This is a genomic window from uncultured Tateyamaria sp., from assembly GCF_947503465.1.
In the GTDB taxonomy this organism is placed as follows: Bacteria; Pseudomonadota; Alphaproteobacteria; order Rhodobacterales; family Rhodobacteraceae; genus Tateyamaria.
In genome coordinates this window covers 464,116-487,462 of sequence record NZ_CANNDN010000003.1, presented here as the reverse complement: position 1 = coordinate 487,462, position 23,347 = coordinate 464,116, and the positions used below count along the sequence as shown (strand labels likewise).

Below are 23,347 nucleotides of genomic sequence, written 5' to 3'. Positions count from 1 at the left end.
GCTCGCCTTAAGGTTCGGCTGTAACTGCGGCCTACAATTCGTTCAGACCACGCGCGAGTGTTACGAAAGGGTATTTGAATTTTACACGCAAGGTCGATGCGTGAATGTCACGCAGCCGAAATACGCCCCGTCACCTGCGCGGACGCATCACTCGTCGTCGCCAAAAAATACGATAGCGCCGACGGTGCTGCCGGCTGCGACGACTTTGGATGCACGTTTGGCCTGGCCGATGGTCAACGCCATGGCTTCGCTGTTGGCGGCAACGTAACGGATGCCAAGATCAAGATCGCGATAACTGATCTGTTTGTCTTGGGTGCGCAGGCGCTTCAGATAACCCGAGAGCCGTCGCGAAATGAACAGGGCCTCTTGGGTGGTGATGACACGGGATACGCCTGAAATGCTGGCTGAGTTGTCAGCGATGAAGTCAGACGACTCACAACTGAGCACAACGCAGCGCTTGTCGGCCGCAGCGCACATGTTTGCCATCTCTGCAATTTCGAGTTGGCTACCATCTGGAAAAATCAGCCTGCCGTTGTCGTTATGTGCGATGACTGCGATGACATTTTCGTCAGACCCTGAGATGACCCGCGCTATTTCATCGGCTGATTTTGCGCTTTGAGCGGCATCTTCGAACGTGTTGAAGTTGCGATTGACCGTTGTAGTTTCATCCAGCATGGCCAGTGTCGGTTCGCGTCCAAAGATCGAGATGAATTCGGTCGAATGATCGGGGAGCGCAGTTGCGAACCGGATCGTCGGTTCGACCCCTCTGAGGTAGGAAGTTGCCAGATTTTCGGAGAGGCGTGGCGCCTCGATGGCGAGTTCCCGAAACAGAGTGGTGCCGTCGCTCTCTCCGGCGCGGAAAGCCAGTTGAGAGTCGTCGAAGCGGCTGGCGCGGCTGGCTTGCGAAATGGTGGAAGTCGCTGTGTCACCAACCCGTGCGGTGGTTGCGACCGTATCGCAGGAACGGGCGAGTAGAGGCAACGCCATAACGCCTAAGAGGCCGAGGTGAATAATCGGGCCTAAAAAATTCTTGGACATAATCAAACTCCAAAATAATGCTTGAGAACTCCTGTTGCGTGAATTGGTTTGTCTTTTGCCGGTGCAGGTGTGGCACCCAGTTCAACGGATTGACCGGACGACAGGGATTTAACGAGTGATTTGAAAATGAGTGGGAAGGCTGCGCCAAATACAAACATGTCGCGCAGCGAGTGATCGTCGGGCTGGCCGTCGAACCAAAAATACACGCCGAGGACCGATACGATCATCATAACCGCCGTCATTGCCCAATAAAGCGGAGATCGTAGCAGGCGTTGCGTGCCTTTGAGGTGAAGCCGGGTGCGCAGGTTGTACCAGTGCAGCACCTCCTGAAACACGCTGCCCAGGCAAACGGCAATTGCGACTTCTGACATTAGATAGTCAAGCATGGCAACCTCCTGTGAAAAGGATACCAGCGTTGCTCAATCACTCAATACGGGAATCCCCTACCTTTGGACGGCGGTGGACGGGTGGCCGTCCCCGCATTGATTTAAAGGCGAGGACGGGAGTTTGGCCGTCAAGCCACGTCGAAAGCCAGTGGTTTCACCTGCGTGAACATGCCGGTGCCGTCGAGCGTCTTCAGAACATCGCTTGGGATCGGGTCATCGACATAAAGCAGCGCAATCGCCTCGCCGCCCACATCGTTCCGGCCCAGCGTGAAGTTCGCGATGTTCACGCCGTTCTTGCCCATCGTGTTGCCCAAGAGGCCGATGATGCCCGGCACGTCCTCGTTCGTGGTGTAAAGCATGTTGGCGCCGATCTCGGCGTCGATGTTGATGCCCTTGATCTGGATGAAGCGTGGCTTGCCATCCGAGAACACGGTGCCCGCGACCGAGCGTTCGCGTTTGTCGGTGACGACGGTGACCTTGATGTACCCTTCGAACGCGCCCGACTGGTCCTGGTTCGTGGTCGATATCTGGATGCCGCGTTCCTTGGCGATGACGGGGGCGGAGACCATGTTCACGTCCGGGTTGGCGCGTTTCATGATGCCCGCGATGACGCCGCAGTTCAGCGCGTCGAGGTTCATGGTCGAGACAACGCCGTCATAGAGGATGTTGATCGCCTTGATCGGCTCGTCCGTCATCTGGCCGACGAAACTGCCCAGGTGGCCTGCCAGCTTGACCCAGGGACCCATCACCTTGGCCTCTTCCGCTGTAACGGACGGCATGTTGAGCGCGTTTTCGACCGCCCCTGTGAGCAGGTAGTTCGCCATCTGCTCGGCCACCTGCAGGGCGACATTTTCCTGCGCCTCGGTCGTGGCGGCGCCAAGGTGCGGTGTGACCACCACGTTGGGCAGGTTGAACAGCGCGTTTTCCTTGGCGGGTTCCTCGGCAAAGACGTCAAAGGCCGCACCTGCGACGTGGCCGGATTTCAGCGCTTCGGCCAGCGCCTCTTCGTCCACGAGGCCGCCACGGGCGCAGTTGATGATCCGCACGCCGGGTTTCATCATCGCGATACGCTCGGCGGTGATCATGTTCGCCGTCTGCTCGGTCTTGGGCACGTGCAGGGTGATGAAATCGGCGCGCTTGATCAGGTCCTCAAGCTCGACCTTTTCGACACCCATCTTGGCGGCCTTTTCCTCGCCCAGGAACGGGTCATAGGCGAGCACCTTCATCTTCAGACCGCGGGCACGGTCGCAGACGATACCGCCGATATTGCCTGCGCCGATGACGCCCAGGGTCTTGCCGGTCAGTTCGGTGCCCATGAACTTGGACTTTTCCCATTTGCCCGCGTGTGTCGATGCGCTGGCTTCGGGGATTTGGCGGGCAACGGCGAACATCATGGCGATGGCGTGTTCGGCGGTCGTGATCATGTTGCCGAAGGGCGTGTTCATCACGATCACGCCTTTCTTGCTGGCCTCTTCCTTGTCGATATTGTCGGTGCCGATGCCTGCGCGCCCGATGACTTTGAGGTTGTGGGCATTCTTCAGAATGGTCGGGGTGACGCGCGTGGCGGACCGGATGGCAAGGCCATCATACTGGCCGATGACCTCGGCCAGCTTGTCCTTGTCCTTGCCAAGGTCGGGTTGAAAATCGACCTCGATCCCGCGGTCGCGGAAAATCTGAACGGCGGCTTCGGAGAGTTTGTCGGAGATGAGAACTTTGGGCATTTTTGTGTCCTTGCGGGTGGTGCGCAATAAATGCGCACCCTACGGGTTGGTTTGGTTTTGTGTCGGGTGGTGGGCGATGGACGCACACCCTGTGGGTTGATGTGGTTTTGCGTCGGGTGGTGGGCAGATTGCCCACCCTACGTGGGGGAGTAGGGTGGGCAATCTGCCCACCAGTGATCATGCGTTGATTTCGGTCTCGAACGCGTGGGCGAGCCAGGGCAGCATCGCTGCGATGTCTGCTGTTTCGACCGTGCCGCCGCACCAGATGCGCAGGCCCGGAGGGGCGTCGCGGTACGCACCGATGTCGAGCGCCACGTTTTCATCCGCGAGCCGTTTGGCGACGGCCTTGGCGAACGCGGCGCCGTCCGTAATCCGGTCATCCGTGAACTTCAGGCAGACCGACGTGGTGGACCGTGTGACGGGATCAACGGCGAGGTTGTCGATCCAGTCGTGTTTTTCGCAGAAATCAAATACGGCTTGGGCGTTGGCTTCCGCACGGGCGATCAACCCTTGCAGGCCGCCCACGTCGCGCGCCCAGTTCAGAGAAAACAGGTAATCTTCGACCGCGAGCATGGACGGTGTGTTGATCGTTTCACCGACAAAGATGCCGTCGATCAGCTTGCCGCCCTTGGTCAGGCGGAAGATTTTGGGCAGGGGCCATGGCGGCGTGTACGATTCCAGACGTGCCACCGCGCGGGGGGACAGGATCAGCATGCCGTGCGCCGCTTCGCCGCCCAGCACCTTTTGCCAGCTGAAAGTCGTCACATCCAGCTTGTCCCAGGGCAGATCCATCGCAAAGGCGGCCGAGGTCGCGTCGCACAGCGTCAGCCCGGCACGGTCCATCGGGATCGCGTCGCCATTTGCCATGCGCACGCCAGAGGTCGTGCCATTCCAGGTAAAGCAGACATCGTTGTCGTAGTTGAGCGCGGCCATATCCACGATGTGGCCATAGTCAGCCGTGTGGACGGTATGTTCGATTTTCAGCTGCTTGGCGACGTCCGTGACCCAGCCTGCGCCGAAGCTTTCCCATGCAACCATATCCGCGTGCCGTTCGCCCAGCAGGGACCACATCGCCATTTCGTAAGCGCCGGTGTCCGAGGCGGGTACGATGCCGATCTTGTAGTCGGCGGGGACGCCGAGGATCTCTCGTGTGTCTTCGATTGCCTGTTTGAGCTTGGCCTTGCCCACGGCGGCACGGTGCGAGCGGCCAAGGGGCGCGTCGGCAAGTGCGGCGAGTGTGTGGGTGGGTGGTTTGGCGCAGGGGCCAGAAGAAAAACGCGGGTTTGCCGGCCGCGTGACCGGAGCAGTGATAGCCATCTGATGTTATCCTTACAGATATGCGCCCTTCGTTGGGGAAGGGTGTCCCACGGCCGCGTTTACGGGGGCATACGGGGTGGTGCAACCGGGAATCCGGGGCTATAGCGCCGCTTGAACCATTTTTTGCGACATGCCTGTCGCGTATCGGAAACGGGTCTTCATGTTTGTTTGCACGCTGTTAACGGATCCTGCCGCGCCGTCGCTGGAGCCGGCCCTGATTGACAACCTGCGGAATGCGTGGGGCGGTGGGGATGTGCAGTGGCTGGCCGTGGACGAGGTGGCCGCATTTTCACTGGAGGTGATGCCCGACAACCGGTGGGAAGTGTGGGCTGACTTGCAAAGGATGGGCGTCGATCTGGTGATTGTGCCGCTGGACGGGCGCCGCAAGAAGATGCTGATCGCCGACATGGACAGTACCATGATCCAGCAGGAATGCATTGACGAACTGGCGGATGTGGCCGGTGTCGGCGACCGGGTCAAGGACATCACGGCGGGGGCCATGAATGGCGAGTTGGATTTCGAAGCGGCCATTCGCGAGCGTGTGGGTTTGCTGAAGAACCTGCCCGAAAGCGTCATTGGCGATGTGCTGGCAACGCGGATCACCATGATGCCCGGCGGGGCGACCTTGCTTGCGACGATGAAGGCGCATGGGGCCTACGCCGCGCTTGTGTCAGGCGGGTTCACGGCCTTTACCAGCGCCGTGGCGGCGCATCTGGGGTTCGATGAGAATCGGGCCAATACGTTGCTGGCCTCTGATGGTGTTCTGACGGGCGAGGTGGGTATGCCGATCCTGGGCCAGCAGGCCAAGGTGGATGCGCTTGTCGAGATCACCACGCGGCTGGGGATCGCGGTGGAAGATGTGCTGGCTGTCGGAGATGGCGCCAATGATCTGGGCATGCTGGGCCGGGCCGGGATAGGCGTGGCGTTGCATGCGAAACCTGCGGTTGCCGCGCAATGCGATGTGCGGGTGAATTTCGGGGATTTGACCGCACTGTTGTATGTGCAAGGCTATGCGCGGTCTGAATTTGTGAGCGCGTAAAGGGGCGCTGCCCCTCGGCCTTGCGGCCTCACCCCGTCGTATTTCTGGTCAGAAGAAACGGGATTTCGCGAATCGTGGTACTCTGGGTTCAGCCAACAGGGAGGGATCAGGATGCCGGATTTCATTTTTGCCTATCACGGGGGGACGATCCCCGAGACGCAGGAAGAGGGCGAGAAGGCCATGGCGGCCTGGGGCAAGTGGTTCGAGGATATGGGCGAAAACGTCGTGAATGGTGGCAATCCGGTGGGACAGTCGATGACGGTGACTGCGTCTGGTGTGACACAGGATGGCGGGGCCAACCCCATCTCCGGCTACACCGTTGTGCGCGCCGACACGCCAGAGGCGGCCTGCGAGATGGCCAGGGGTTGTCCGATGGTGGCGGACGGGTCCGGTTCGGTTGAAGTGGCGCCGATCATCGAGATGTAGCGACGTCAGAGAAGGGCAGGTGCGGCGCGCATGTGGCCCGTTTCGAGACCATCCCAGTTCTTGATCGGGCCGTTGGTGTAGGCCAGTGCCTCGGGGTGGTTGGGGTCAAGTGCGCCCAGCCGCACCAGGATTTGCGCGATGGCACATTCGGCGGCCCGGGTGCCGCCATCGGTGATTTTGAGGGCAACGCCCTTTTTCTGCTCGGGCAGGATGGCGACAAAGAACGCCTCGGCGCCCGTTTTGATCGCGACCTTGCCGTCCATGGCGCGCATGAGCCGTGTGCAGGCACGACCTTCGCCTGCGACCAGGTCCGGATGGGCCGCCATGGCGCAGTGCAGTTGGGCTTCGGCGCTGTCTGTGCCCGCGGCGGCGAAATGGGCCATGGCGCGGGCCATGCCGTGCAGGGTGCAGGCAAAGTTGGGGGCCGAACAGCCGTCAATGCCGAAGCCGGGAGAGGTTTCTTCGGTCACCCTCTCGAACGCTTCGAGGCAGGCGCGTTGTACCGGGTGGGCCGGGTCGACGTAATCGGGACCTGCGCCCAGATGTTTGGCGAGGGTGAGAAAGCCCGTGTGCTTGCCCGAGCAGTTGTTGTGGATGCGGCAGGGGCTTTCGTCTGCCTTGATCATCGCGGTGCGCAGGTCCGGATCGCGTGAGTCCTGTGGCCCGCATCTGAAATCATCATCGCCCTTGCCTATGGCCGACAGCCAGGCGCCGACCTTGTCCACGTGGATGGGCGCGCCCTGATGCGACGCACAGGCCAGGGCAAGGTGTTCGGGGCCGAGACTGTGCGCGGCGGCGGCACCACTTTCGATCAGGGGCAGGGCCTGGATCATCTTGGACGATGAACGCGGCAGCACAACCGTGCCCGGTTCCCCCCAGCTTTCGACGATCTGGCCGGTGTCATCGCAGATCACGGCGTGGCCCTGATGTGCGCTTTCGAGGAATGGACCGCGCCAGATTTCTGTCAGCGTGACTGCGCCATGGGCCGGATGCGTCATCTTTTCCCTCACTTCTTGGCGATTTCCCGCCAATTCATCTTTCCTGCGTCGCGCGTTTCGCGCTAATGTGCCACTTGTCGAGAAGAAAGACCGCCCTTGCAAGAGAATGCGCCGAAAATGGCGCGCCCGGGGGCGGATCAGGTATTGAGGTTTCTGACAGCTTGGAGGCTGTGGCTATGGCATTTAGGAAGACAATGATCGGTTTGGTAGGCGCCGTTTCGCTTATGGCGGGAACGGGCGTTGCGCAGGAGCAAAGCACCAACCGTGTGGCGGCCAAGACCGACTGGAGCGTGTTCGTCGAGGACAATCCGACCGAGTGCTGGGGTGTCGCGACACCCAAGGAGGTCGTCAATACGCGCGAGGGCCGTGTCGTGGCCGCGACCCGCGGTCAGATTCTGCTGATGGTGTTTTATCGTCCGAGCGCGGCCGCCAAGGGTCAGGTGGCCTTTACCGGCGGCTATCCGTTCCGGTCCGGGTCGACCGTGAACGTCAACATCAGCGGCAACGAGTTCGAGCTGTTCACCGAAGGGGAATGGGCCTGGCCCGCGACCCCCGCAGATGATGCCAAGATCGTGACAGCGATGAAGCGCGGGGCCGAGGCCATCGTGACCGCTGTGTCCAGCCGTGGCACCACCACCAAGGATACGTTTTCGCTGTTGGGGTTTACCGCGGCGGTCGAAGATGCCGAGGCGCGATGCGGCGGGTAAGCCCGGGCGCAATTTCAACTCACATCCATGCGAGGGGCTGTGCAGGGATGCACGGCCCCTTTGTGTATTCCGGCAGTTAAGAACCTTTTGGTTCCTTACTAGGTGGGGCGCCGTCGTCCGATTGTCACTGAGGAACCAGTATGGTCACCACTACAGTACACATCCTTGATACCGCCCCCCGAGCATCCGTTCCGCTGCTTGAAGATTTGATCCGCACCTATGGGCGTCTGCCCAACCTGCACGGCGTGATGGCTGAAAGCCCGGGCTTGCTGGAAGCGTACCTGCACTTGCACCGTCTTGCGATTGAAGGCACCGCATTTACCCCTGAAGAGCGAACCGTGGTGTGGATGACCGCAAATGTCGCGAATGCCAGTCATTACTGCGTGCCCGCCCACACCGCCATCGCCCATCGCGAGACGATTGACGCGCGCATTGTCCAAGCCCTGCGGGATGAAACCCCTTTGCCGCCACGACTGGAGGCGCTGCGCGATTTTACGCTTGCCCTGCGCGAGAGCCACGGCCGCCCGGGCGCGGATGCCATCGCAGCCTTTGAAGCCGCCGGGTACGGGGAGCGTGCGATCCTTGATACCATCCTGATCTATGCGCAGAAGGTGATGTCGAATTTCACGAATGCGGTTTTTGACACCCCCACCGACATCGCCCTGGCCCCGTTTGCCTGGTCGCCAAAGGCCAGTGTTGCGGCCCAGTGATCCAAATGCGCGCCCAAGGGCGCACGCGATTCATTTTTTCTGACGAGGGGCTCTGCCCCTCGCGCTCCCCGTCGTATTTCTGGTCAGAAGAAGCAGGGGATGGCCGCTGTGCGTTTTCCTTTCCGGCGAATCCTTTTGATTGTCGGTGGCTTTCCTATATAGGGGCGCATCACCCCAACGATGGAAATAGCCATGGCTGACGCGCCGATCACACAGGACGTTTTGACGATTCCCCGGAAAATGCCGGAGGGACTTGTGAACCTTGTTGGCCTGACGCGTCCGCAAATGCGCGACGTCTTGGTGGCTCATGGTACGCCGGAAAAGCAGGCGAAGATGCGTGTGGGCCAGATCTGGCAGTGGATTTACCAGTGGGGCGTGCGCGACTTTGCAGAGATGACGAACCTGTCCAAGGTGTATCGCGCCGCACTGGCCGAAACATTTGTGATCGAGATTCCGGACGTTGTGTCGAAGCAGGTCAGCATCGACGGCACCCGCAAGTGGCTGGTGCGCATCTCGGGCGGTCACGAGGTGGAAGTGGTGTACATCCCCGAAGAGGATCGCGGCACGCTGTGTGTGTCCAGCCAGGTTGGCTGTACGTTGACCTGTTCGTTCTGTCATACAGGCACGCAGAAGCTGGTGCGCAACCTGACCGCGGCCGAGATTGTCGGTCAGGTGATGATGGCCCGTGACGATTTGGACGAGTGGCCCGTGCCCGGTGCACCCAAGGATGAAACGCGCCTTCTGTCGAACATCGTTCTGATGGGCATGGGTGAACCGCTTTATAATTTCGAGAACGTGCGCGACGCGATGAAGATCTGCATGGACGAAGAGGGCATTCAGTTGTCCCGTCGTCGCATTACGCTGTCCACTTCGGGCGTCGTGCCCGAGATTGAACGCACCGCGAACGAGATCGGCTGTCAACTGGCCGTATCCTTCCATGCCACCACGGACGAGGTGCGCAACACACTGGTCCCGATCAACAAGCGCTGGAACATCGAGGCGTTGCTGGACGCGCTTAAGGCCTATCCACGCGGGCGCAATTCCGAACGTATCACCTTTGAATATGTGATGTTGGACGGGGTGAATGACACGGATGAGGATGCCCATCGGCTGGTCAGGCTGTTGGAGGGCATCCCGGCCAAGGTGAACCTGATCCCGTTCAATGAATGGCCCGGCGCGCCCTACAAGCGGTCGTCAAACAACCGGATCCGCGCCTTTGCCAACATCATCTACAACGCGGGCTATGCCTCGCCCATCCGCACACCGCGGGGCGAGGACATTCTGGCCGCGTGCGGGCAGCTGAAATCCGCGACCGAGCGTGCCCGCAAGAGCCGGAAGGAAATCGCGGCGGAGGCTGGGCTGGGGTAACTGAAAGGGCGGGGGCCTGGCCTTTTTTGGTGCGCCAACCTTCGGCATCGCGATGCGCGTGCAATCACGCGAAAGGAAGCGATGCACAGATTGTCAAAGCGCGGATTGATTTACCCCCCTTTTGAGTCTTCGTTTCTGGGGCGGGTGGTGACATGACCGTGTCGCCGCGGTCGTGCCCTGATTATTCAACGGCCAGGGCGCTTCATGCGCAAACCCCATGTGCAGATCATCAAATAGTTGATGAAGGACACGCGTGAAAATGAACGCGTGGCTGATGCGCAAAAGAGTACGCCCAGACGTAATTTCACCGACAGATCGACGAGTTGACCGGTCATTGTTCCCGAAATGGTCACAATCTTTTCCCGTTTGCGCACCAATGGCGCCATGGTGCGCTTGCATGACAGGCTCAGGGAAAAGGAAATGGAGTGACTGTCATGTCGATTATTTTTGGACAAGACCCGTTTGTCGAAGCGCAGGTTCTGGACCTGGTCAACCGCGAACGCAGCCAGGCGCTGTCGCGTCGCGAATGGAAGCACCGGTTGGCGGGCTATGGTTACAGCATCCGCGAAACCGACGCGGGCGATGTCGTCGAAACGCTGCCGCACCGGGTCGCTATTTGCAAATTGCCTGCTGAACTGACCGCTTGACGCGTCACGTTGGTGGCATGCTGTGCCGCCATGCCCTGGTGCAGCCTGTTCAGGATTGCGACCATGTCTGGCATCATCGCGGACTCCAGTTGAGTCGACTGCGCAGGATCAGGTGCCGGTGCAGAATGCGGACCGTCTTGCCCGACTTACAGCACGCACGGGCGCTGCAGTGGCCTGTCCGGCCGCCGCAGTCTTGAACTTGGTGCGGATGCCCTGGCGTCCTCCGCCTTTTGTGCGGCCACATCCCCCCACCCGTGCGGTCAGCGCCGCGATGCCGGATTGGTATGTCCCAACCTGTGCTGCCGCGTTTGATCCGTCAGTCTTGCCGTTTCATGCATGTGCCCTTTGACCCTCCGGGTTCGATCCGTTTCATCGAACCAAGGCAAAGGACGGTCAAGAGATTGCGGAGCTATCTGCCGGGCACGATCCCGCGCTTGTCGGTCGGGCCCCAGGTATCGATCAGTTCAATCGCATCCTTGGCCGTGTCGACAAACCGGAACAGGTCCAGGTCATCGGCAGAAATTGTGCCCGCTTCCGACAGCGCATCCCAGTTGATGATCTTTTCCCAGAACGCTTTGCCAAACAGCAGGAACGGGACACGTTCCATGCGGCCGGTCTGGATCAGGGTCAGCGCCTCGAACAGCTCGTCCAGCGTGCCAAAGCCACCGGGGAAGACGCAGATCGCGCGGGCGCGCATCAGGAAATGCATCTTGCGGATCGCGAAATAGTGGAAGTTAAAGCACAGGTCGGGCGTGACAAAGGCGTTTGGCGCCTGTTCGAAGGGCAAGACGATGTTCAGCCCGATGGAATGCCCACCGGCGTCCACCGCCCCACGGTTCCCCGCCTCCATGACGCCGGGGCCGCCACCCGTGACAATCACGTTTTCCCTGCCCCCGCTTTCAATGGACTTCAACGTCATGAGGCGCGCAAATTCACGTGCTTCGTCATAGAACTGCGACAGGTCGGCAAGCGTTTGCGTGCGCGCGCTGTCCTTGTGGGCGGGGTCGGGAATACGAGCCCCACCAAACAGAACAATTGTGGATTCAATCCCCTGTTCATTCATCAGCATTTCGGGCTTCAGCAGTTCCAGCTGCAACCGCACGGGGCGCAGTTCATCCCGGCAAAGAAAGTCCGGATCCGCGAAGGCAAGGCCATAGGCGGGTGATCGGGTCTGGGGTGTGTCAGGCACACCTTCGGCGGCCTCGCGGTCTGTATCGGCGTCGCGGAACGGGCTGCGGTGGTCGTCTTTCATAATTCTTGCTCCAATTGGCTTGTTCCAAGGCGTATCGCGCCGGTCGCGCCTTGCCCAGATATGATTGCAAGACATCCCGCTTTGTTGTCTAAGCGCCGCGATCAAACAGCGGAGTCGCCCATGTCCAACGCACAGCTTGAAACTGCCATCGAAGCCGCTTGGGAGGCGCGAGACACCATCACGTCCGCCACCACGGGCGAAACGCGTGAAGCGATCGAGGATACGCTGAACGCATTGGACAGCGGGTCGCTGCGCGTTGCTGAAAAGCAGGGCGATGGCAGCTGGCACGTGAACCAGTGGGCAAAGAAGGCCGTGCTGCTGGGGTTCCGCATCAAGGATATGGAACAGCAGGATGGCGGCCCGCAAGGCGGCGGTTGGTGGGACAAGGTCGACAGCAAGTTCAAGGGCTGGGGCGATACCCAATGGAAAGAGGCCGGGTTCCGCGCCGTTCCCAACTGCGTCGTGCGCAAGTCGGCCTTTATCGCGCCGGGTGTCGTGCTGATGCCGTCCTTTGTGAACCTTGGCGCTTATGTGGACGAAGGCACCATGGTCGACACATGGGCCACCGTCGGGTCCTGCGCGCAGATCGGAAAAAACGTGCACCTGTCCGGTGGTGTGGGCATTGGTGGCGTGTTGGAGCCGATGCAGGCCGGTCCGACGATCATCGAAGACAATTGTTTCATCGGTGCCCGGTCCGAAGTGGTCGAAGGGTGTATCGTGCGTGAAGGATCGGTTCTGGGCATGGGCGTTTTCATCGGCCAGTCGACCAAGATCGTGGACCGCGAAAGCGGCGAGGTCATGTATGGCGAAGTACCATCGGGGTCTGTGGTTGTCGCCGGTTCCATGCCGTCCAAGAACGGGATCAACCTGTATTGCGCTGTCATCGTGAAGCGCGTGGATGAACGCACCCGGTCCAAGACGTCCATCAACGAGCTGTTGCGTGACTGACACGCCCAAGAAGCCGAAAAAGCCCCAGCAGGTGTTCACCCTGCTGGTGCAAATTGGCCGCAAGTCGGGGGACGGGTTGCCCGAGGATGCAACCGGCGCGGCGCTGATGTGCTTTGCCAGTGGCGTGGACGAGGCCGAAGCCGTGCGCGAGACTGTGGCCTTGCTCAAACAGGCGGACACCGCACCGTTGGATGTGACCGGTTATGGCACGTTGGACGACCGGCTTGCCGAAGGGCACGAGGTTGACGGTGAAGAGCGTGCGCTGATGCAGCGTGCGCTGGACGAGAATGCCGTGATCGTCGCCCAGGTCACGCCCTTTTTCGACAAGGACTAGGCCCGGCGGAACGCCAGCAACAGGGCCGTGTCTGTGGCGTGCGGCCCGGTGGCCTGCGGGCCGTAAATGGCAACTTCGGTTGTGCGGACATCGGTGATTTCAGGCTCTAACAAGGCGAGTTTGTCGGCAAAACCGGTCGCGCCGAAATGCGCCGCGTTGACCGAGATCACGACCCACCCGCGTGGCCGCACTGCCGCGATCACGGAGTCCAGGCCGTCTGGCCCCACATGACCGTTGGTGAAGGTGCCGGAACTGACCGCCCCCTGGTACGGGCCATCCGGCAGGGCAAGACCGTTCAGGATGTTTTCGACCCGTGTCGTGCGATAGATGTCCTTGGTGGCTGCGACATCCAGCATCTCGGCAGAGATGTCTGTGCCGTCAATCGGGTCAATGCCCCGGGCCCGCAGGGCTGCGCCACACAGCCCCGTGCCCGCGCCCACGTCCAGTACGGGGCCGAAACCGCCGATGGTCGCAAAGTGCCGCGCCACCTGTTCGGGCAGGATATAGTCGTTGTCCCGGGCAAATCCGTTATCATAGCTGTCCGCCCAAGCGGAGTAGAGCCGTACAGAGTCGTCCGGGCTGTCCAATGCGTAGGCCGCGTCGAGCGATGGATCCTTGGTCATGGGCCGATTAGGCGATGACGCGCGTATCTTGGCAAGGGGCTTGTGCGTGTCGTTCTGGCGCGCCACCTATGGGCCATGACACAGAAGACACTGCTGTCCTTTGGACATGGATATTCGGCCAAGGCGTTGGCCGCTCTTTTGCTGCCCGCGGGCTGGCGCATCATCGGCACCACGCGGTCGGCAGACAAGGCAAAGCTGCTGCAACGGACCGGGGTGGAGCCGCTGATGTTTCCCGGCGATGACCTGCGGGCCGCCATCGGCGCGGCAACACATCTGTTGATTTCGGCCGGGCCGGATGCAGACGGAGACCCCGTGCTGCGCGATGTGGGCGATCATATCCGGGCGCGCGCAGCAGAGTTTGAATGGGTCGGGTATCTGTCGACCACGGGTGTTTACGGGGACCATCGTGGCGCCTGGATCGATGAAAAGACCGCGTTGGCGCCCAGCACCCGGCGGGGCCAATGGCGCAAAGAGGCCGAAGCGGCCTGGGCTGCCATCCCCGACCTGCCTCTGCACATCTTTCGCCTTGCCGGCATCTACGGGCCCGGGCGCGGCCCATTTGCCAAGGTGCGCGCGGGTACGGCACGCCGGATCATCAAAGCGCACCAGGTGTTTTCGCGTATCCATGTCGAAGATATCGCGCAGGTTGTCGCTGCTTCCATTGCGCAACCCGCGCCCGGCACGGCCTATAACGTCTGCGATGATGATCCCGCCCCGCCGCAGGATGTCATCGAACATGCCGCCCGTCTGTTGGACCTGCCCGTTCCACCCGCCGAAGACTTTGAAACGGCGGAAATGACGCCGATGGCCCGCAGCTTCTATGCCGAAAGCAAGCGGGTGCGGAACAGCCTGATCAAGGAGGCGCTGGGCGTCAAACTGATTTACCCCACGTACAAGGAAGGGCTGGCGGCCTTGCTGCAGCAGTCGGAATGACCGGTGATGACGCGCGTACGCTGAACCACCTTCTGGATGCGCTCGACACCGCAGGAGAGGGAGAGCAGGTGTCCGTTCAGGACATCCTGGACGAAGTTGGCGAACGGTCCATCATGCCGGTGGTCCTGGCGGTGTCCATCTTGCTGGTGTCGCCGCTGTCGGGTGTTCCCGGCGTGCCGACTTTGTCCGCGATGGTCTTGCTTCTTCTTGTGGGGCAGGCGGTTGCGGGGCGTCGCCACCTGTGGCTTCCGGGCATACTGGGTCGGCGTTGCATCCCGCGTAGCCGTCTGCACATGGCAACCGGTTGGTTGCGGCGCCCGGCGACGTGGTTCGACACGCATTCCCATCCCCGGTTGCGCGTTCTGGCGCAAAATCCGCTGCGACGCATTGCGTTGGCGTTTTGTCTGGTGCTGCCGCTGACATGGCCCTTTCTTGAGTTCCTGCCGTTTTTCACATCGTTTGGTGCGGGCGCTGTTGCCCTGATCGCCTTTGGATTGCTGACCCGCGACGGCTATTTTCTGATTGCGGGATACGGCGTTGCGACGTCCATTCTGGTGAGCGCCGCGTTTCTTGTTCAGGCCGCGACCTGACGGGGCCACACGCGGTAAAGCACGGCACCGATAACCCCAAACACCAGCAAAAGACCCATCGCGGTGGCTGCATTCGCACCATAGAACGTCGCGCGGTCGGTCCATTCCATCGAATTGAGGAACGGGTAGGGCAGGCCGCTGGTGACATCGCCCACAGGTTTGGAATTGAACCGCTGCACAAACAGTTCGGCCCATGCCACATAGGCCCCGATGATGGCCAGCAACGGGATGGCGGCCCGCCACACCCGGCGGAACACGGCCCCGATGAACAGGGCATCAACGATCTGAAGCATCGGGCCAAGCGCGTGCAGATAATATTCCAGCCACCAGATGATTGGATTGCCGCCGTTCACCAGGGATGGATCGGTCAGGTACAGGCGCCAGTACAGAAACACCACCATCACGTTCAGCACTGCGGCACACATGGCCGTCACTTCGTGTTGCCGCGTGATCCGGTGTTCGCTGCGGGCCAGCATGCGGCTGGCGGCATAAAAGGACAAGAACAACGCCCAGATTGTCAGATAGCGGAACGGACCACCCGGCCCGGTCCACTGCCCGCCCAGCATCTGGTACAGGCAATAGCCCGCCGCCAGCAGAAACACGATCCAGCGGTAGATCAGGACGGGGCGGCTGTGGATGTCCATGAGACAGGCCTTTCACATGTGACCCTAACACTGGCCGAAACCGGCACGCTGGCGCAAGGTTCAGGCGCGTGCCTCGTCAAGTGACGTGACGCCAAGCACGTTCAAAACCTTTGCTTCGATCTGTTCGGCGTTCATGCCTGCAACGGCGTACATGTCTGCCGGGCTGGCCTGGTCAATGAAGGTGTCGGGCAACACCATCGAGCGATACTTGAGCCCGCTGTCGAATACACCTTCTTCGGCCAGAAGCTGCGCAACATGGCTGCCAAACCCACCCACGGCCCCTTCCTCGATCGTGATCAGTGCCGCGTGCTGTTCGGCCAGCCGAAGGATCAGATCCCGGTCCAGCGGTTTGGCAAAGCGCGCATCCGCAATGGTCGGGGTGATCCCCTTGGCGGCAAGGTTTTCGGCAGCCTTGCGCACCTCTTCCAACCGCGTGCCAAAGGACAGAAGTGCGACGCCCGTGCCCTCCTGAATCATGCGCCCCTTGCCGATCTCCAGCGGTTCGCCGCGCTCGGGCATGTCGACACCGGTGCCCTCACCCCGTGGGAACCGGAAGGCAATGGGGCCGTCGTCATGGGCGGCTGCGGTCGCGACCATATGGGCCAATTCGGCCTCGTCTGCCGCAGCCATGACCGTGAAACCGGGCAGGTTGGCCAGATATGCAACATCGAACGCACCCGCATGTGTTGCGCCATCCGCGCCTACCAACCCGGCACGGTCGATTGCAAATCGCACCGGCAAACGCTGGATCGCGACGTCGTGCACCACCTGATCATACCCGCGTTGCAGGAAGGTCGAGTAGATCGCGCAGAACGGTTTCATCCCCCCCGCAGCCAGGGCCGCGGAAAAGGTGACACCGTGCTGTTCCGCGATGCCCACGTCAAAGCAGCGGCTGGGATAGCGTTCTGCAAACAGGTTCAGGCCGGTGCCGTCGGGCATGGCGGCGGTCACCGCGCACAGCTTGTCGTCGGTCTCGGCCTGTTTGATCAGGTGTTCGGCGAACACTTTGGTATAGCTTGGCGCGTTGCTGGGCGCCTTCTTCTGCTCGCCGGTGATCACGTCGAACTTGGACACGCCGTGACCCTTGTCGCGGGCCGTTTCCGCCGGGGCATAGCCTTTGCCCTTTTTCGTCAGTACGTGGATCAGGATGGGCCCGGTTGCCCGATCCTTGACCGTGCGCAGAACCGGCAGCAGCTGATCCATGTCGTGACCGTCGATGGGCCCGAGATAGCTGAACCCCAGTTCCTCGAACAAAGTGCCGCCAACGGCCATGCCCTTGAGCATGTCCTTGGCGCGCCTTGCCCCTTCGCGGAACGGTTCGGGCAACAGGCTGACGGCCCCCTTGGCTGCGGCCTTGAGATCCTGAAAAGGGTTCTGGGCATAGAGACGGGACAGGTAGGACGACATCGCGCCCACGGGTGGGGCAATCGACATCTCGTTGTCGTTCAGTATGACGAACAGGCGCTTGCCCAGGTGACCTGCGTTGTTCATCGCCTCATAGGCCATGCCCGCGCTCATCGATCCGTCGCCAATCACGGCAATCGCGTCACCCGACCCCTCGGGCGGTTGGCCGCCCAGATCGCGGGCCACGGCAAAGCCGAGCGCGGCACTGATCGAGGTCGAGGAATGCGCGGCACCAAACGGGTCATAAGGAGACTCGGATCGTTTGGTAAACCCGCTCAGCCCGTCTTTCATCCGCAAGGTGCGGATGCGGTCGCGGCGTTCGGTCAGGATCTTGTGCGGGTAACACTGGTGGCCCACGTCCCACACCAGCTTGTCGCGCGGTGTGTCAAAGACGGCATGCAGCGCCACGGTCAGTTCCACAACACCAAGGCCCGCGCCCAGATGACCGCCCGTGACGGACACCGCAGATACGGTTTCGGCCCGCACCTCGTCCGCAATCTGGCGCAGCTGTGCATCGGAAAGGCGCTTGAGGTCCGCAGGCCTGTGCACGGTGTCGAGAAGCGGGGTGTTGGGGCGGTCTGACATATCAGTCTCTAGCTTGTGCGGGTCACGACAAAGCGGGCGGCGTCCCGCAACACGTCTGCGTCCGCTTGGTATACATGTAACGCATCACAGGCTTCGGTCACGAGTTGGTCAGCGCGGCGTTTCGCCTCGTCCAGGCCCAGAAGGGACACAAAGGTCGCCTTGCCCGCGTCGGCATCCTTGCCTGTGGCCTTGCCCATGGTTTCCGCATCGCTGGTCACATCCAGAACGTCGTCCGCGATCTGGAATGCAAGGCCAAGCGCCCGGGCATAGATCTGGAGCGGCGCAAGATCAGCCTGCGCCAGGCGCGCACCTGCGGTTGCGGACCATTCGATCAGGGCACCCGTTTTGCCGCGTTGCAACTCTGTGATCTGGCCAAGGGTCAGGGGCGCGTCTGCCGTCTCCGCCGCGATGTCCAGGGCCTGACCCAGCACCATGCCCTGCGCGCCCGCGGCCCGCGCCAGCGATTGGGCAAGATCGGCACGGACGTCACCGTTGCCCGCCTTTGGATGTGCGCAGAGTTCAAAGGCCAACGAGTGCAGCGCATCGCCTGCCAGCACCGCGGTCGCTTCGTCCCACTTGACGTGCACGGTGGGTTCGCCCCTGCGCAGATCGTCGTTGTCCATACAGGGCAAATCATCATGGACAAGCGAGTAGGCATGCAAGGCTTCGATACCGGTTGCGGGCCAGATCGCCCTGTTAGGGTCTATGCCATGCAGGCGTGCGCTCTCCAGCACCATGAAACCGCGCAGGCGTTTGCCGCCATTGGTTGCATGGGCCATGGCACGGACGACGGGAACGGGATCAAGGGCGCCAAGCACGGCATCAAACTGCGCCTGAATGGCGGCAGCGGCATCGTTCAGCCGTTCGCGGAACATGGGTTACAGGCCTTCGACCGGTTTCAGGCCCGTGGGATTGCCATCCGCGTTTGTCGTGATGGCTGCGACCTTTTCCTCGGCCTCGCGCAGCTTGGTCTCGCACCGCTTTTTCAGCAGCGCGCCGCGTTCGTACAGCTTGATGGAATCGTCCAGCGCCACGTCGCCCCGTTCCAACTGGCCCAGCACCTGTTCCAGTTCGGCCATCGCTTCTTCAAAGCTCATCTCGTCTACGGGGCGGTCAGTCATGCGGAGGCCTTCATCAGCGATTGAACATGGGCGCGGGCACAGGCTGCCAGCGCGTCCAGATCATAACCGCCTTCCAGCACCGACACCACCCGGCCCTTGCACAGGTCGTGCGCGGTTTGCGTCAGCAAGTCGGTGAGACGGGCATAGGTGTCCGCCGTCCAGTTGAGCTGCGCAAGCGGATCGTCCTGATGCGCGTCGAACCCGGCGGAAATCAGGATCAACTCCGGCCGGTGTTTGATCAGCGCCGGGATGACCTGCCGTTCGTATTCGGCAATCGCGTGATTGCCGTCCGTCTGTGGCGCCAGCGGGATATTCAGAACGGTGCCGTGCGGGCCACGATCCGACGCGTGCCCGGTGCCGGGCCAGAGCGGCATTTGCTGTGAGGTGACGACCAGCGCGCGGGGATCGTCTTGCAAGAGGGCTTGGGTCCCATTGCCGTGATGGACGTCGAAATCGACAACGGCAACGCGGTCCAGCCCATGCACCTCAAGCGCATGCTTGGCGGCAATGGCGACGTTGCCAAAGATGCAAAAGCCCATGGGCAGAGACTGTTCCGCGTGGTGACCCGGTGGGCGCATTGCGACGAAGGCATTCTGCACTTCCTCGTCCAGGACCATATCCACCGCCTTGACCGCACCCCCGGCTGCGCGCCAGACGGCGCCTTCGGATGTGGCGGAAAGGAAGGTTTCGGCATCGGTCTCGCGGTCGAGGCCGGCAAAACCATCGGTGGGCATCCTGGAACGGACGAAGTCGATGTAGTCCTGCGGGTGACACAGCGCGATGGACGCATCGTCTGCGATGGGCGGATCAACACGGATCAGGTCCAGATCGGCCAGGGCGCGCTGGATGTAGTCGAGCCGCGCCACCTGTTCGGGCATGCCCGGCGGTGTGACGTGCAAAAGGCCGTCGGGATGGGTCAGCAGGGCTGTGGGCATGGCTTCATTGTTCCAAAAATATGCAAATCCGACGGTTCAATCCGGCGCCAGCATATACCCCGCACCGCGCACGGTCTGCAGATAACGCGGCTGCTTTGGGTTGCTTTCGATCTTGCGCCGCAGCCGGGTGATCTGCACGTCCACCGCGCGTTCCTGCGCCTGGCCTCGGTCGCGGCCAAGGTCTTCCACCAGCTGGGCGCGGCTGATGGCTTCGCCGGGCTTGGCAGAGAACAGTTTCATCAACTGCATTTCGGTCGCAGTCAGACGTACAAGGTCTTCACCCTGCCACATCTCGCCCCGTTCCATGTCGTAACGGATAGGGCCAAGGGTCAGGATCTTGGGTGCGGCTTCTTCCGGTGCCACATCGGGCACCCGGCGCAGGATGGCATTGATGCGCAGCAAGAGTTCCTTGGGCTCGAACGGTTTGGCAAGGTAGTCGTCCGCGCCCGCTTCCAACCCTTCGATCCGGTTGCCCGTCTCGCCCTTGGCCGTCAGCAGCAGGATGGGCGTGGCGTGGGTTTCGCGCAGGGAGCGGCACAGGCTGAGCCCATCTTCGCCGGGCATCATCACGTCCAGCACGATCATGTCGAAGTCCAGCCCGGACAGAACCCGCCGGGCGTGTGCGGCATCGCGGGCGGCTGTCACCAGGAATCCGTTCCGCATAAGGAATTTCTGCAACAGGCTCCGAATGCGCTCATCGTCATCGACGATCAGCAAGTGGGCGTCAAAGTCACTCATGCACCGCTCTCCTTAAGTCTTTGATAGGTGCGATGCATTTCCGTGTCCATCATTGCCTCAAGCACGGTGCGAAAGCCCGCCACCGCCTCGGGTCCGGCGTCACGGAAGGCCGCGCGCATGCGGGCGCGCTGGGCGTCTGACAACCGACCCTCAAGCGCGTGCCCATCCTCTGTCAGAAAGAGGTGGCGTTCGCGCTTGTCGGATTTCCCTACCCGGCTTTCGACCAGCCCGTCTTCTATCAACGTGCGCAAAACGCGGTTCAGCGATTGTTTGGTAACGCCCAGAATATTGAGCAGGTTGTTGACCGTTGTGCCCGGCGCGCGGTTGATAAAGTGGATCGCCCTGTGGTGCGCCCGCCCATAGGCCAGGTCCGACAGGATACGGTCAGGGTCAGCCGTGAACCCGCGATAGGCAAAGAACATCGCCTCGATCCCCTGTCGCAACTGTTCGTCCGTCAGGAAAAGCAGGTTCTCTCCACCTCGGGTGGTGGTTGCCCGTCCGTCGTCCATACCCGCCCCCATCAAAGCGCCGTCTTTTGTTGCAGTTTAAGTCAGCCTTGTTGACATTCCAAGGGTGAAGCGATATCGAATCGCAGGTTTTGCGCAATTTTATGACCGTATCGGCCCTATCAGCGCAACAAACGTAAAATCGGAGGGTGCCATGGCTGGCTATGATGATCGCGACGGAAAAATCTGGATGGATGGCCAAATGGTCGATTGGCGTCAGGCGAACATTCATATCCTAAGCCACGCCATGCATTACGCGTCGTCCGTCTTCGAGGGGGAGCGGGCCTATAACGGCAAGATCTTCCTCAGCCGCCAACACTCCGAGCGGCTGCATTTTTCGGCGGGTGAGCTGGATTTTCAGATCCCCTATACCGTGGACGAGATCGAGGCCGCCAAGCAGGAAGTGTTGACGGCCAATGGTCTCACCGATGCCTATGTGCGTGCGGTTGCCTGGCGCGGCGCGGGCGAGGACATGGGTGTCGCGTCCGCTCGCAACCCGGTTCACCTGGCGATCGCCGCCTGGGAATGGGGCAGCTATTATGGCGACGCCAAGTACAAGGGCGCCAAGATCGATATCGCCAAGTGGAAGCGCCCATCGCCCGAGACAATCCCGGTGCATGCCAAGGCCGCGGGCCTTTACATGATCTGTACCACGTCCAAGCACGCGGCCGAGGCCAAGGGCTGTTCTGATGCGCTGTTCATGGATTATCGCGGTTATGTGGCCGAATGTACGGGCGCGAACATTTTTTTCGTGAAGGACGGCGAAGTGCACACGCCCAAGGCGGATGTGTTCCTGAATGGCCTGACGCGCCAGACGGTCATCGGACGTTTGCAGGACAAGCAGATCAAGGTGCACGAACGGGTGATCATGCCGGAAGAGCTGGAAGGCTTTGAACAATGCTGGGTCACAGGAACAGCTGCTGAGGTGACGCCTGTAGGTCAGATTGGTGACTTCAACTTCGAAGTTGGTGCCATGTGCCGCGACGTGGCCGAGGATTACGAGAAGCTGGTGCGGGAATAAATTGGATTACGACGCCTTCGCCATCGAATGGGAGGCGGCATGGAACGCGCATGATCTGGACCGCATCCTCTCGCACTACGCCGAGGATGTGACCTTTCGCTCGCAAAAAGCAATGCGGCTGGTCGGTCACGGAGAGTTGCGGGGCAAAGCAGCACTGGGTGCCTACTGGTCGCGCGCCCTCGAACTGCAGCCCAATCTATCGTTTATCGTGGTGAACGTATTTCACGGGCACGGAATGATGGTGCTGACCTACCGCAATCACCGGAACGCGCTGGCTGCCGAGACCTTGCGCTTTGGCGCGGATGGCTTGGTCGTGTCGGCATCTGCTTGCCACGTGCCAGCACGTTGACCGTCAAGGTCCGGCAACTGCGTAAAATCCTGGCCAGTGTCCACGCGAACCCCCAGTTTGCGCAGCTTTTCAATCGCGTCCTTGCTTTTTGTATCCGGCCCCGGACCGGGTTCTCGCAGGATGACGCGTTTGACCTGGGCCGGATGGCGCTTGGCGGCGTCCAGATAGACCTGCGCGTCGTGTTGGCCCGTATCCCCGATCAACACAAAGGGCAGGTCGGGATGCGTGTTCAGGATCTGTTCGATGGCCGCGCCTTTGTGGTCCCCATGCGTGCCCGAGATGAACTGCGTTTCCGAAAGGCCGAGATCGCGCAGGAACATCGGTCCTTTTTGCAAACCGGTCCGGTCGAAAATTGTGCGCAGAAAGTGAAACAGGTTCCACGGGGACGAGCTGACATAGTAGACCGGGTTCTTTCCGCCATGCAGCGCGTCAATCAGCGCGATACTGTCGGGAAAGACTCGCCGCGTGAGGGCGTTGCCGGTCAGGGACGTCCAAAGGTTGCGGGCAAGGGAATAGGCCCCGGTTTCCAGCACGGTGTCGTCGATGTCAGAAATGATCCCGAACGCAGCATGCGCCGGTGGCACAAGCGCTTCGAGCGTCGCGGTTTCCTCGGGTGTGTCGGGCAACCACGCCTCGACGCGGATCCAGCCGCTCATACCGTCATCGCGCGGAATGATCAGGACAAAGTAGCCCTCCTCGTCGCTGATGCCGACCGTATCACGCGTCGCGACGGCCACGTCCGCGACCTCGTCTGTGGCGAACAGTGCCAGCATTTGTTTGAAATTTGCCCAGCGTCCCTGATCTGGTTTCGGGGCACCGCGGCGCTGACGGCCCAGGATGCGACCGCGCAAGACGACCGTTTCCGGTGTTGCATAGCCCAGATACGGCTCAATCAGCGGCGCATCCGCTGGCCGGTGTTTGACCCGGTCCACAGTCTTTTCGATCGGATGAAGCAGGCGGGCAAGGGCACGTTTGACAGACATGACGGATCAACCCGGCAAGCAGCC

At 61.3% G+C, this 23,347-nt stretch carries 28 protein-coding genes; 12 read left to right on the top strand and 16 right to left on the bottom strand.

Features of this window, described 5'->3' with window-relative positions; all coding sequences use genetic code 11:
• Window positions 1-147: 147 nt before the first annotated feature.
• The 4 genes from Q0844_RS18300 to Q0844_RS18285 form a co-directional block, all read right to left on the bottom strand.
• Window positions 148-1,038 (bottom strand): hypothetical protein, encoded by an 891-nt coding sequence (locus tag Q0844_RS18300; RefSeq protein WP_299047891.1) that lies wholly within the window; start codon window positions 1,036-1,038, stop codon window positions 148-150.
• A gap of 2 nt (window positions 1,039-1,040) precedes the next feature.
• Complete coding sequence (locus Q0844_RS18295) at window positions 1,041-1,424, bottom strand: hypothetical protein (protein ID WP_299047890.1); 384 nt, start codon at window positions 1,422-1,424, stop codon at window positions 1,041-1,043.
• Window positions 1,425-1,552: 128 nt separating this feature from the next.
• On the bottom strand, window positions 1,553-3,145 hold the full coding sequence (gene serA / locus Q0844_RS18290; protein ID WP_299047888.1) for a phosphoglycerate dehydrogenase: 1,593 nt from the start codon (window positions 3,143-3,145) through the stop codon (window positions 1,553-1,555).
• A gap of 177 nt (window positions 3,146-3,322) precedes the next feature.
• Window positions 3,323-4,462, bottom strand: a complete 1,140-nt coding sequence (locus Q0844_RS18285; protein WP_299047886.1) for a phosphoserine transaminase — start codon at window positions 4,460-4,462, stop codon at window positions 3,323-3,325.
• Between the two features lie 160 nt (window positions 4,463-4,622).
• Between Q0844_RS18285 and serB the strand changes: the two genes are divergently transcribed.
• On the top strand, window positions 4,623-5,501 hold the full coding sequence (gene serB, locus Q0844_RS18280; protein ID WP_299047883.1) for a phosphoserine phosphatase SerB: 879 nt from the start codon (window positions 4,623-4,625) through the stop codon (window positions 5,499-5,501).
• A 111-nt stretch (window positions 5,502-5,612) separates the two neighbouring features.
• Window positions 5,613-5,927 (top strand): YciI family protein, encoded by a 315-nt coding sequence (locus Q0844_RS18275; RefSeq protein ID WP_299047880.1) that lies wholly within the window; start codon window positions 5,613-5,615, stop codon window positions 5,925-5,927.
• Window positions 5,928-5,932: 5 nt separating this feature from the next.
• On the opposite strand, the gene Q0844_RS18270 is transcribed toward Q0844_RS18275, so the two are convergent.
• On the bottom strand, window positions 5,933-6,925 hold the full coding sequence (locus Q0844_RS18270) for an asparaginase (RefSeq protein WP_299047878.1): 993 nt from the start codon (window positions 6,923-6,925) through the stop codon (window positions 5,933-5,935).
• Window positions 6,926-7,119: 194 nt separating this feature from the next.
• Between Q0844_RS18270 and Q0844_RS18265 the strand changes: the two genes are divergently transcribed.
• The 3 genes from Q0844_RS18265 to rlmN all read left to right on the top strand — a co-directional run bounded on the left by Q0844_RS18265 (window position 7,120) and on the right by rlmN (window position 9,710).
• Window positions 7,120-7,632 carry an invasion associated locus B family protein gene (locus tag Q0844_RS18265; protein ID WP_299047875.1) on the top strand — a complete coding sequence of 171 codons (513 nt, stop codon included), beginning with the start codon at window positions 7,120-7,122 and terminating at the stop codon, window positions 7,630-7,632.
• A 140-nt stretch (window positions 7,633-7,772) separates the two neighbouring features.
• Entirely contained in the window at window positions 7,773-8,342 is a 570-nt protein-coding gene (locus Q0844_RS18260; protein ID WP_299047870.1) for a carboxymuconolactone decarboxylase family protein, read from the top strand.
• A gap of 192 nt (window positions 8,343-8,534) precedes the next feature.
• On the top strand, window positions 8,535-9,710 hold the full coding sequence (gene rlmN / locus Q0844_RS18255) for a 23S rRNA (adenine(2503)-C(2))-methyltransferase RlmN (RefSeq protein ID WP_299047867.1): 1,176 nt from the start codon (window positions 8,535-8,537) through the stop codon (window positions 9,708-9,710).
• Between the two features lie 185 nt (window positions 9,711-9,895).
• On the opposite strand, the gene Q0844_RS18250 is transcribed toward rlmN, so the two are convergent.
• Window positions 9,896-10,096 carry a hypothetical protein gene (locus Q0844_RS18250; protein ID WP_299047864.1) on the bottom strand — a complete coding sequence of 67 codons (201 nt, stop codon included), beginning with the start codon at window positions 10,094-10,096 and terminating at the stop codon, window positions 9,896-9,898.
• Window positions 10,097-10,144: 48 nt separating this feature from the next.
• Here Q0844_RS18250 and Q0844_RS18245 point away from each other — a divergent pair, with 48 nt between their 5' ends.
• Window positions 10,145-10,357 (top strand): hypothetical protein, encoded by a 213-nt coding sequence (locus Q0844_RS18245; protein WP_299047861.1) that lies wholly within the window; start codon window positions 10,145-10,147, stop codon window positions 10,355-10,357.
• Window positions 10,358-10,766: 409 nt separating this feature from the next.
• Here Q0844_RS18245 and Q0844_RS18240 read toward each other — a convergent pair whose 3' ends face one another.
• Window positions 10,767-11,609 carry a TIGR00730 family Rossman fold protein gene (locus tag Q0844_RS18240; protein ID WP_299047859.1) on the bottom strand — a complete coding sequence of 281 codons (843 nt, stop codon included), beginning with the start codon at window positions 11,607-11,609 and terminating at the stop codon, window positions 10,767-10,769.
• Window positions 11,610-11,729: 120 nt separating this feature from the next.
• On the opposite strand from Q0844_RS18240, the gene dapD reads away from it, so the two are divergent.
• Window positions 11,730-12,557, top strand: coding sequence for a 2,3,4,5-tetrahydropyridine-2,6-dicarboxylate N-succinyltransferase (gene dapD / locus Q0844_RS18235; RefSeq protein WP_299047857.1), 828 nt, complete (start codon window positions 11,730-11,732; stop codon window positions 12,555-12,557).
• A complete protein-coding gene (locus Q0844_RS18230; protein ID WP_299047856.1) occupies window positions 12,508-12,891 on the top strand; it encodes a hypothetical protein in 384 nt (127 codons plus the stop codon). The genes dapD and Q0844_RS18230 overlap by 50 nt, the downstream gene beginning before the upstream one ends.
• Here the strand turns inward: Q0844_RS18230 and Q0844_RS18225 are convergent.
• Window positions 12,888-13,514 carry a methyltransferase domain-containing protein gene (locus Q0844_RS18225; protein ID WP_299047854.1) on the bottom strand — a complete coding sequence of 209 codons (627 nt, stop codon included), beginning with the start codon at window positions 13,512-13,514 and terminating at the stop codon, window positions 12,888-12,890. The genes Q0844_RS18230 and Q0844_RS18225 overlap by 4 nt on opposite strands.
• A gap of 75 nt (window positions 13,515-13,589) precedes the next feature.
• Here Q0844_RS18225 and Q0844_RS18220 point away from each other — a divergent pair, with 75 nt between their 5' ends.
• Together Q0844_RS18220 and Q0844_RS18215 are read left to right on the top strand one after the other, a co-directional pair.
• Window positions 13,590-14,447: an SDR family oxidoreductase gene (locus tag Q0844_RS18220; protein WP_299047852.1), complete on the top strand. Its 858-nt coding sequence runs from the start codon at window positions 13,590-13,592 to the stop codon at window positions 14,445-14,447.
• Entirely contained in the window at window positions 14,444-15,037 is a 594-nt protein-coding gene (locus Q0844_RS18215; RefSeq protein ID WP_299047850.1) for an exopolysaccharide biosynthesis protein, read from the top strand. The genes Q0844_RS18220 and Q0844_RS18215 overlap by 4 nt, the downstream gene beginning before the upstream one ends.
• Here Q0844_RS18215 and Q0844_RS18210 read toward each other — a convergent pair.
• From Q0844_RS18210 to Q0844_RS18180, 7 genes are read right to left on the bottom strand one after another with little or no spacing between them, the layout of a single operon-like run.
• Window positions 15,022-15,681, bottom strand: a complete 660-nt coding sequence (locus Q0844_RS18210) for a hypothetical protein (RefSeq protein WP_299047847.1) — start codon at window positions 15,679-15,681, stop codon at window positions 15,022-15,024. The two genes, Q0844_RS18215 and Q0844_RS18210, sit on opposite strands and share 16 nt — an antisense overlap.
• Before the next feature lie 60 nt (window positions 15,682-15,741).
• A complete protein-coding gene (gene dxs / locus Q0844_RS18205) occupies window positions 15,742-17,670 on the bottom strand; it encodes a 1-deoxy-D-xylulose-5-phosphate synthase (RefSeq protein ID WP_299047844.1) in 1,929 nt (642 codons plus the stop codon).
• 8 nt (window positions 17,671-17,678) lie between these two features.
• A complete protein-coding gene (locus Q0844_RS18200) occupies window positions 17,679-18,545 on the bottom strand; it encodes a polyprenyl synthetase family protein (RefSeq protein WP_299047841.1) in 867 nt (288 codons plus the stop codon).
• Window positions 18,546-18,548: 3 nt separating this feature from the next.
• Complete coding sequence (locus tag Q0844_RS18195) at window positions 18,549-18,791, bottom strand: exodeoxyribonuclease VII small subunit (protein WP_299047838.1); 243 nt, start codon at window positions 18,789-18,791, stop codon at window positions 18,549-18,551.
• A complete protein-coding gene (locus tag Q0844_RS18190) occupies window positions 18,788-19,726 on the bottom strand; it encodes a histone deacetylase family protein (protein ID WP_299047835.1) in 939 nt (312 codons plus the stop codon). The genes Q0844_RS18195 and Q0844_RS18190 overlap by 4 nt, the downstream gene beginning before the upstream one ends.
• 36 nt (window positions 19,727-19,762) lie before the next feature.
• Window positions 19,763-20,464 carry a response regulator gene (locus Q0844_RS18185; protein WP_299047832.1) on the bottom strand — a complete coding sequence of 234 codons (702 nt, stop codon included), beginning with the start codon at window positions 20,462-20,464 and terminating at the stop codon, window positions 19,763-19,765.
• Entirely contained in the window at window positions 20,461-20,973 is a 513-nt protein-coding gene (locus Q0844_RS18180; RefSeq protein WP_299047830.1) for a MarR family transcriptional regulator, read from the bottom strand. The genes Q0844_RS18185 and Q0844_RS18180 overlap by 4 nt, the downstream gene beginning before the upstream one ends.
• 151 nt (window positions 20,974-21,124) lie before the next feature.
• On the opposite strand from Q0844_RS18180, the gene Q0844_RS18175 reads away from it, so the two are divergent.
• Together Q0844_RS18175 and Q0844_RS18170 are read left to right on the top strand one after the other, a co-directional pair.
• Entirely contained in the window at window positions 21,125-21,991 is an 867-nt protein-coding gene (locus Q0844_RS18175; protein ID WP_299047827.1) for a branched-chain amino acid aminotransferase, read from the top strand.
• Window position 21,992: 1 nt separating this feature from the next.
• Window positions 21,993-22,340: a nuclear transport factor 2 family protein gene (locus Q0844_RS18170; protein ID WP_299047825.1), complete on the top strand. Its 348-nt coding sequence runs from the start codon at window positions 21,993-21,995 to the stop codon at window positions 22,338-22,340.
• Here the strand turns inward: Q0844_RS18170 and Q0844_RS18165 are convergent.
• On the bottom strand, window positions 22,250-23,323 hold the full coding sequence (locus Q0844_RS18165; protein WP_299047823.1) for a phosphatase domain-containing protein: 1,074 nt from the start codon (window positions 23,321-23,323) through the stop codon (window positions 22,250-22,252). The two genes, Q0844_RS18170 and Q0844_RS18165, sit on opposite strands and share 91 nt — an antisense overlap.
• Window positions 23,324-23,347 lie beyond the last annotated feature (24 nt).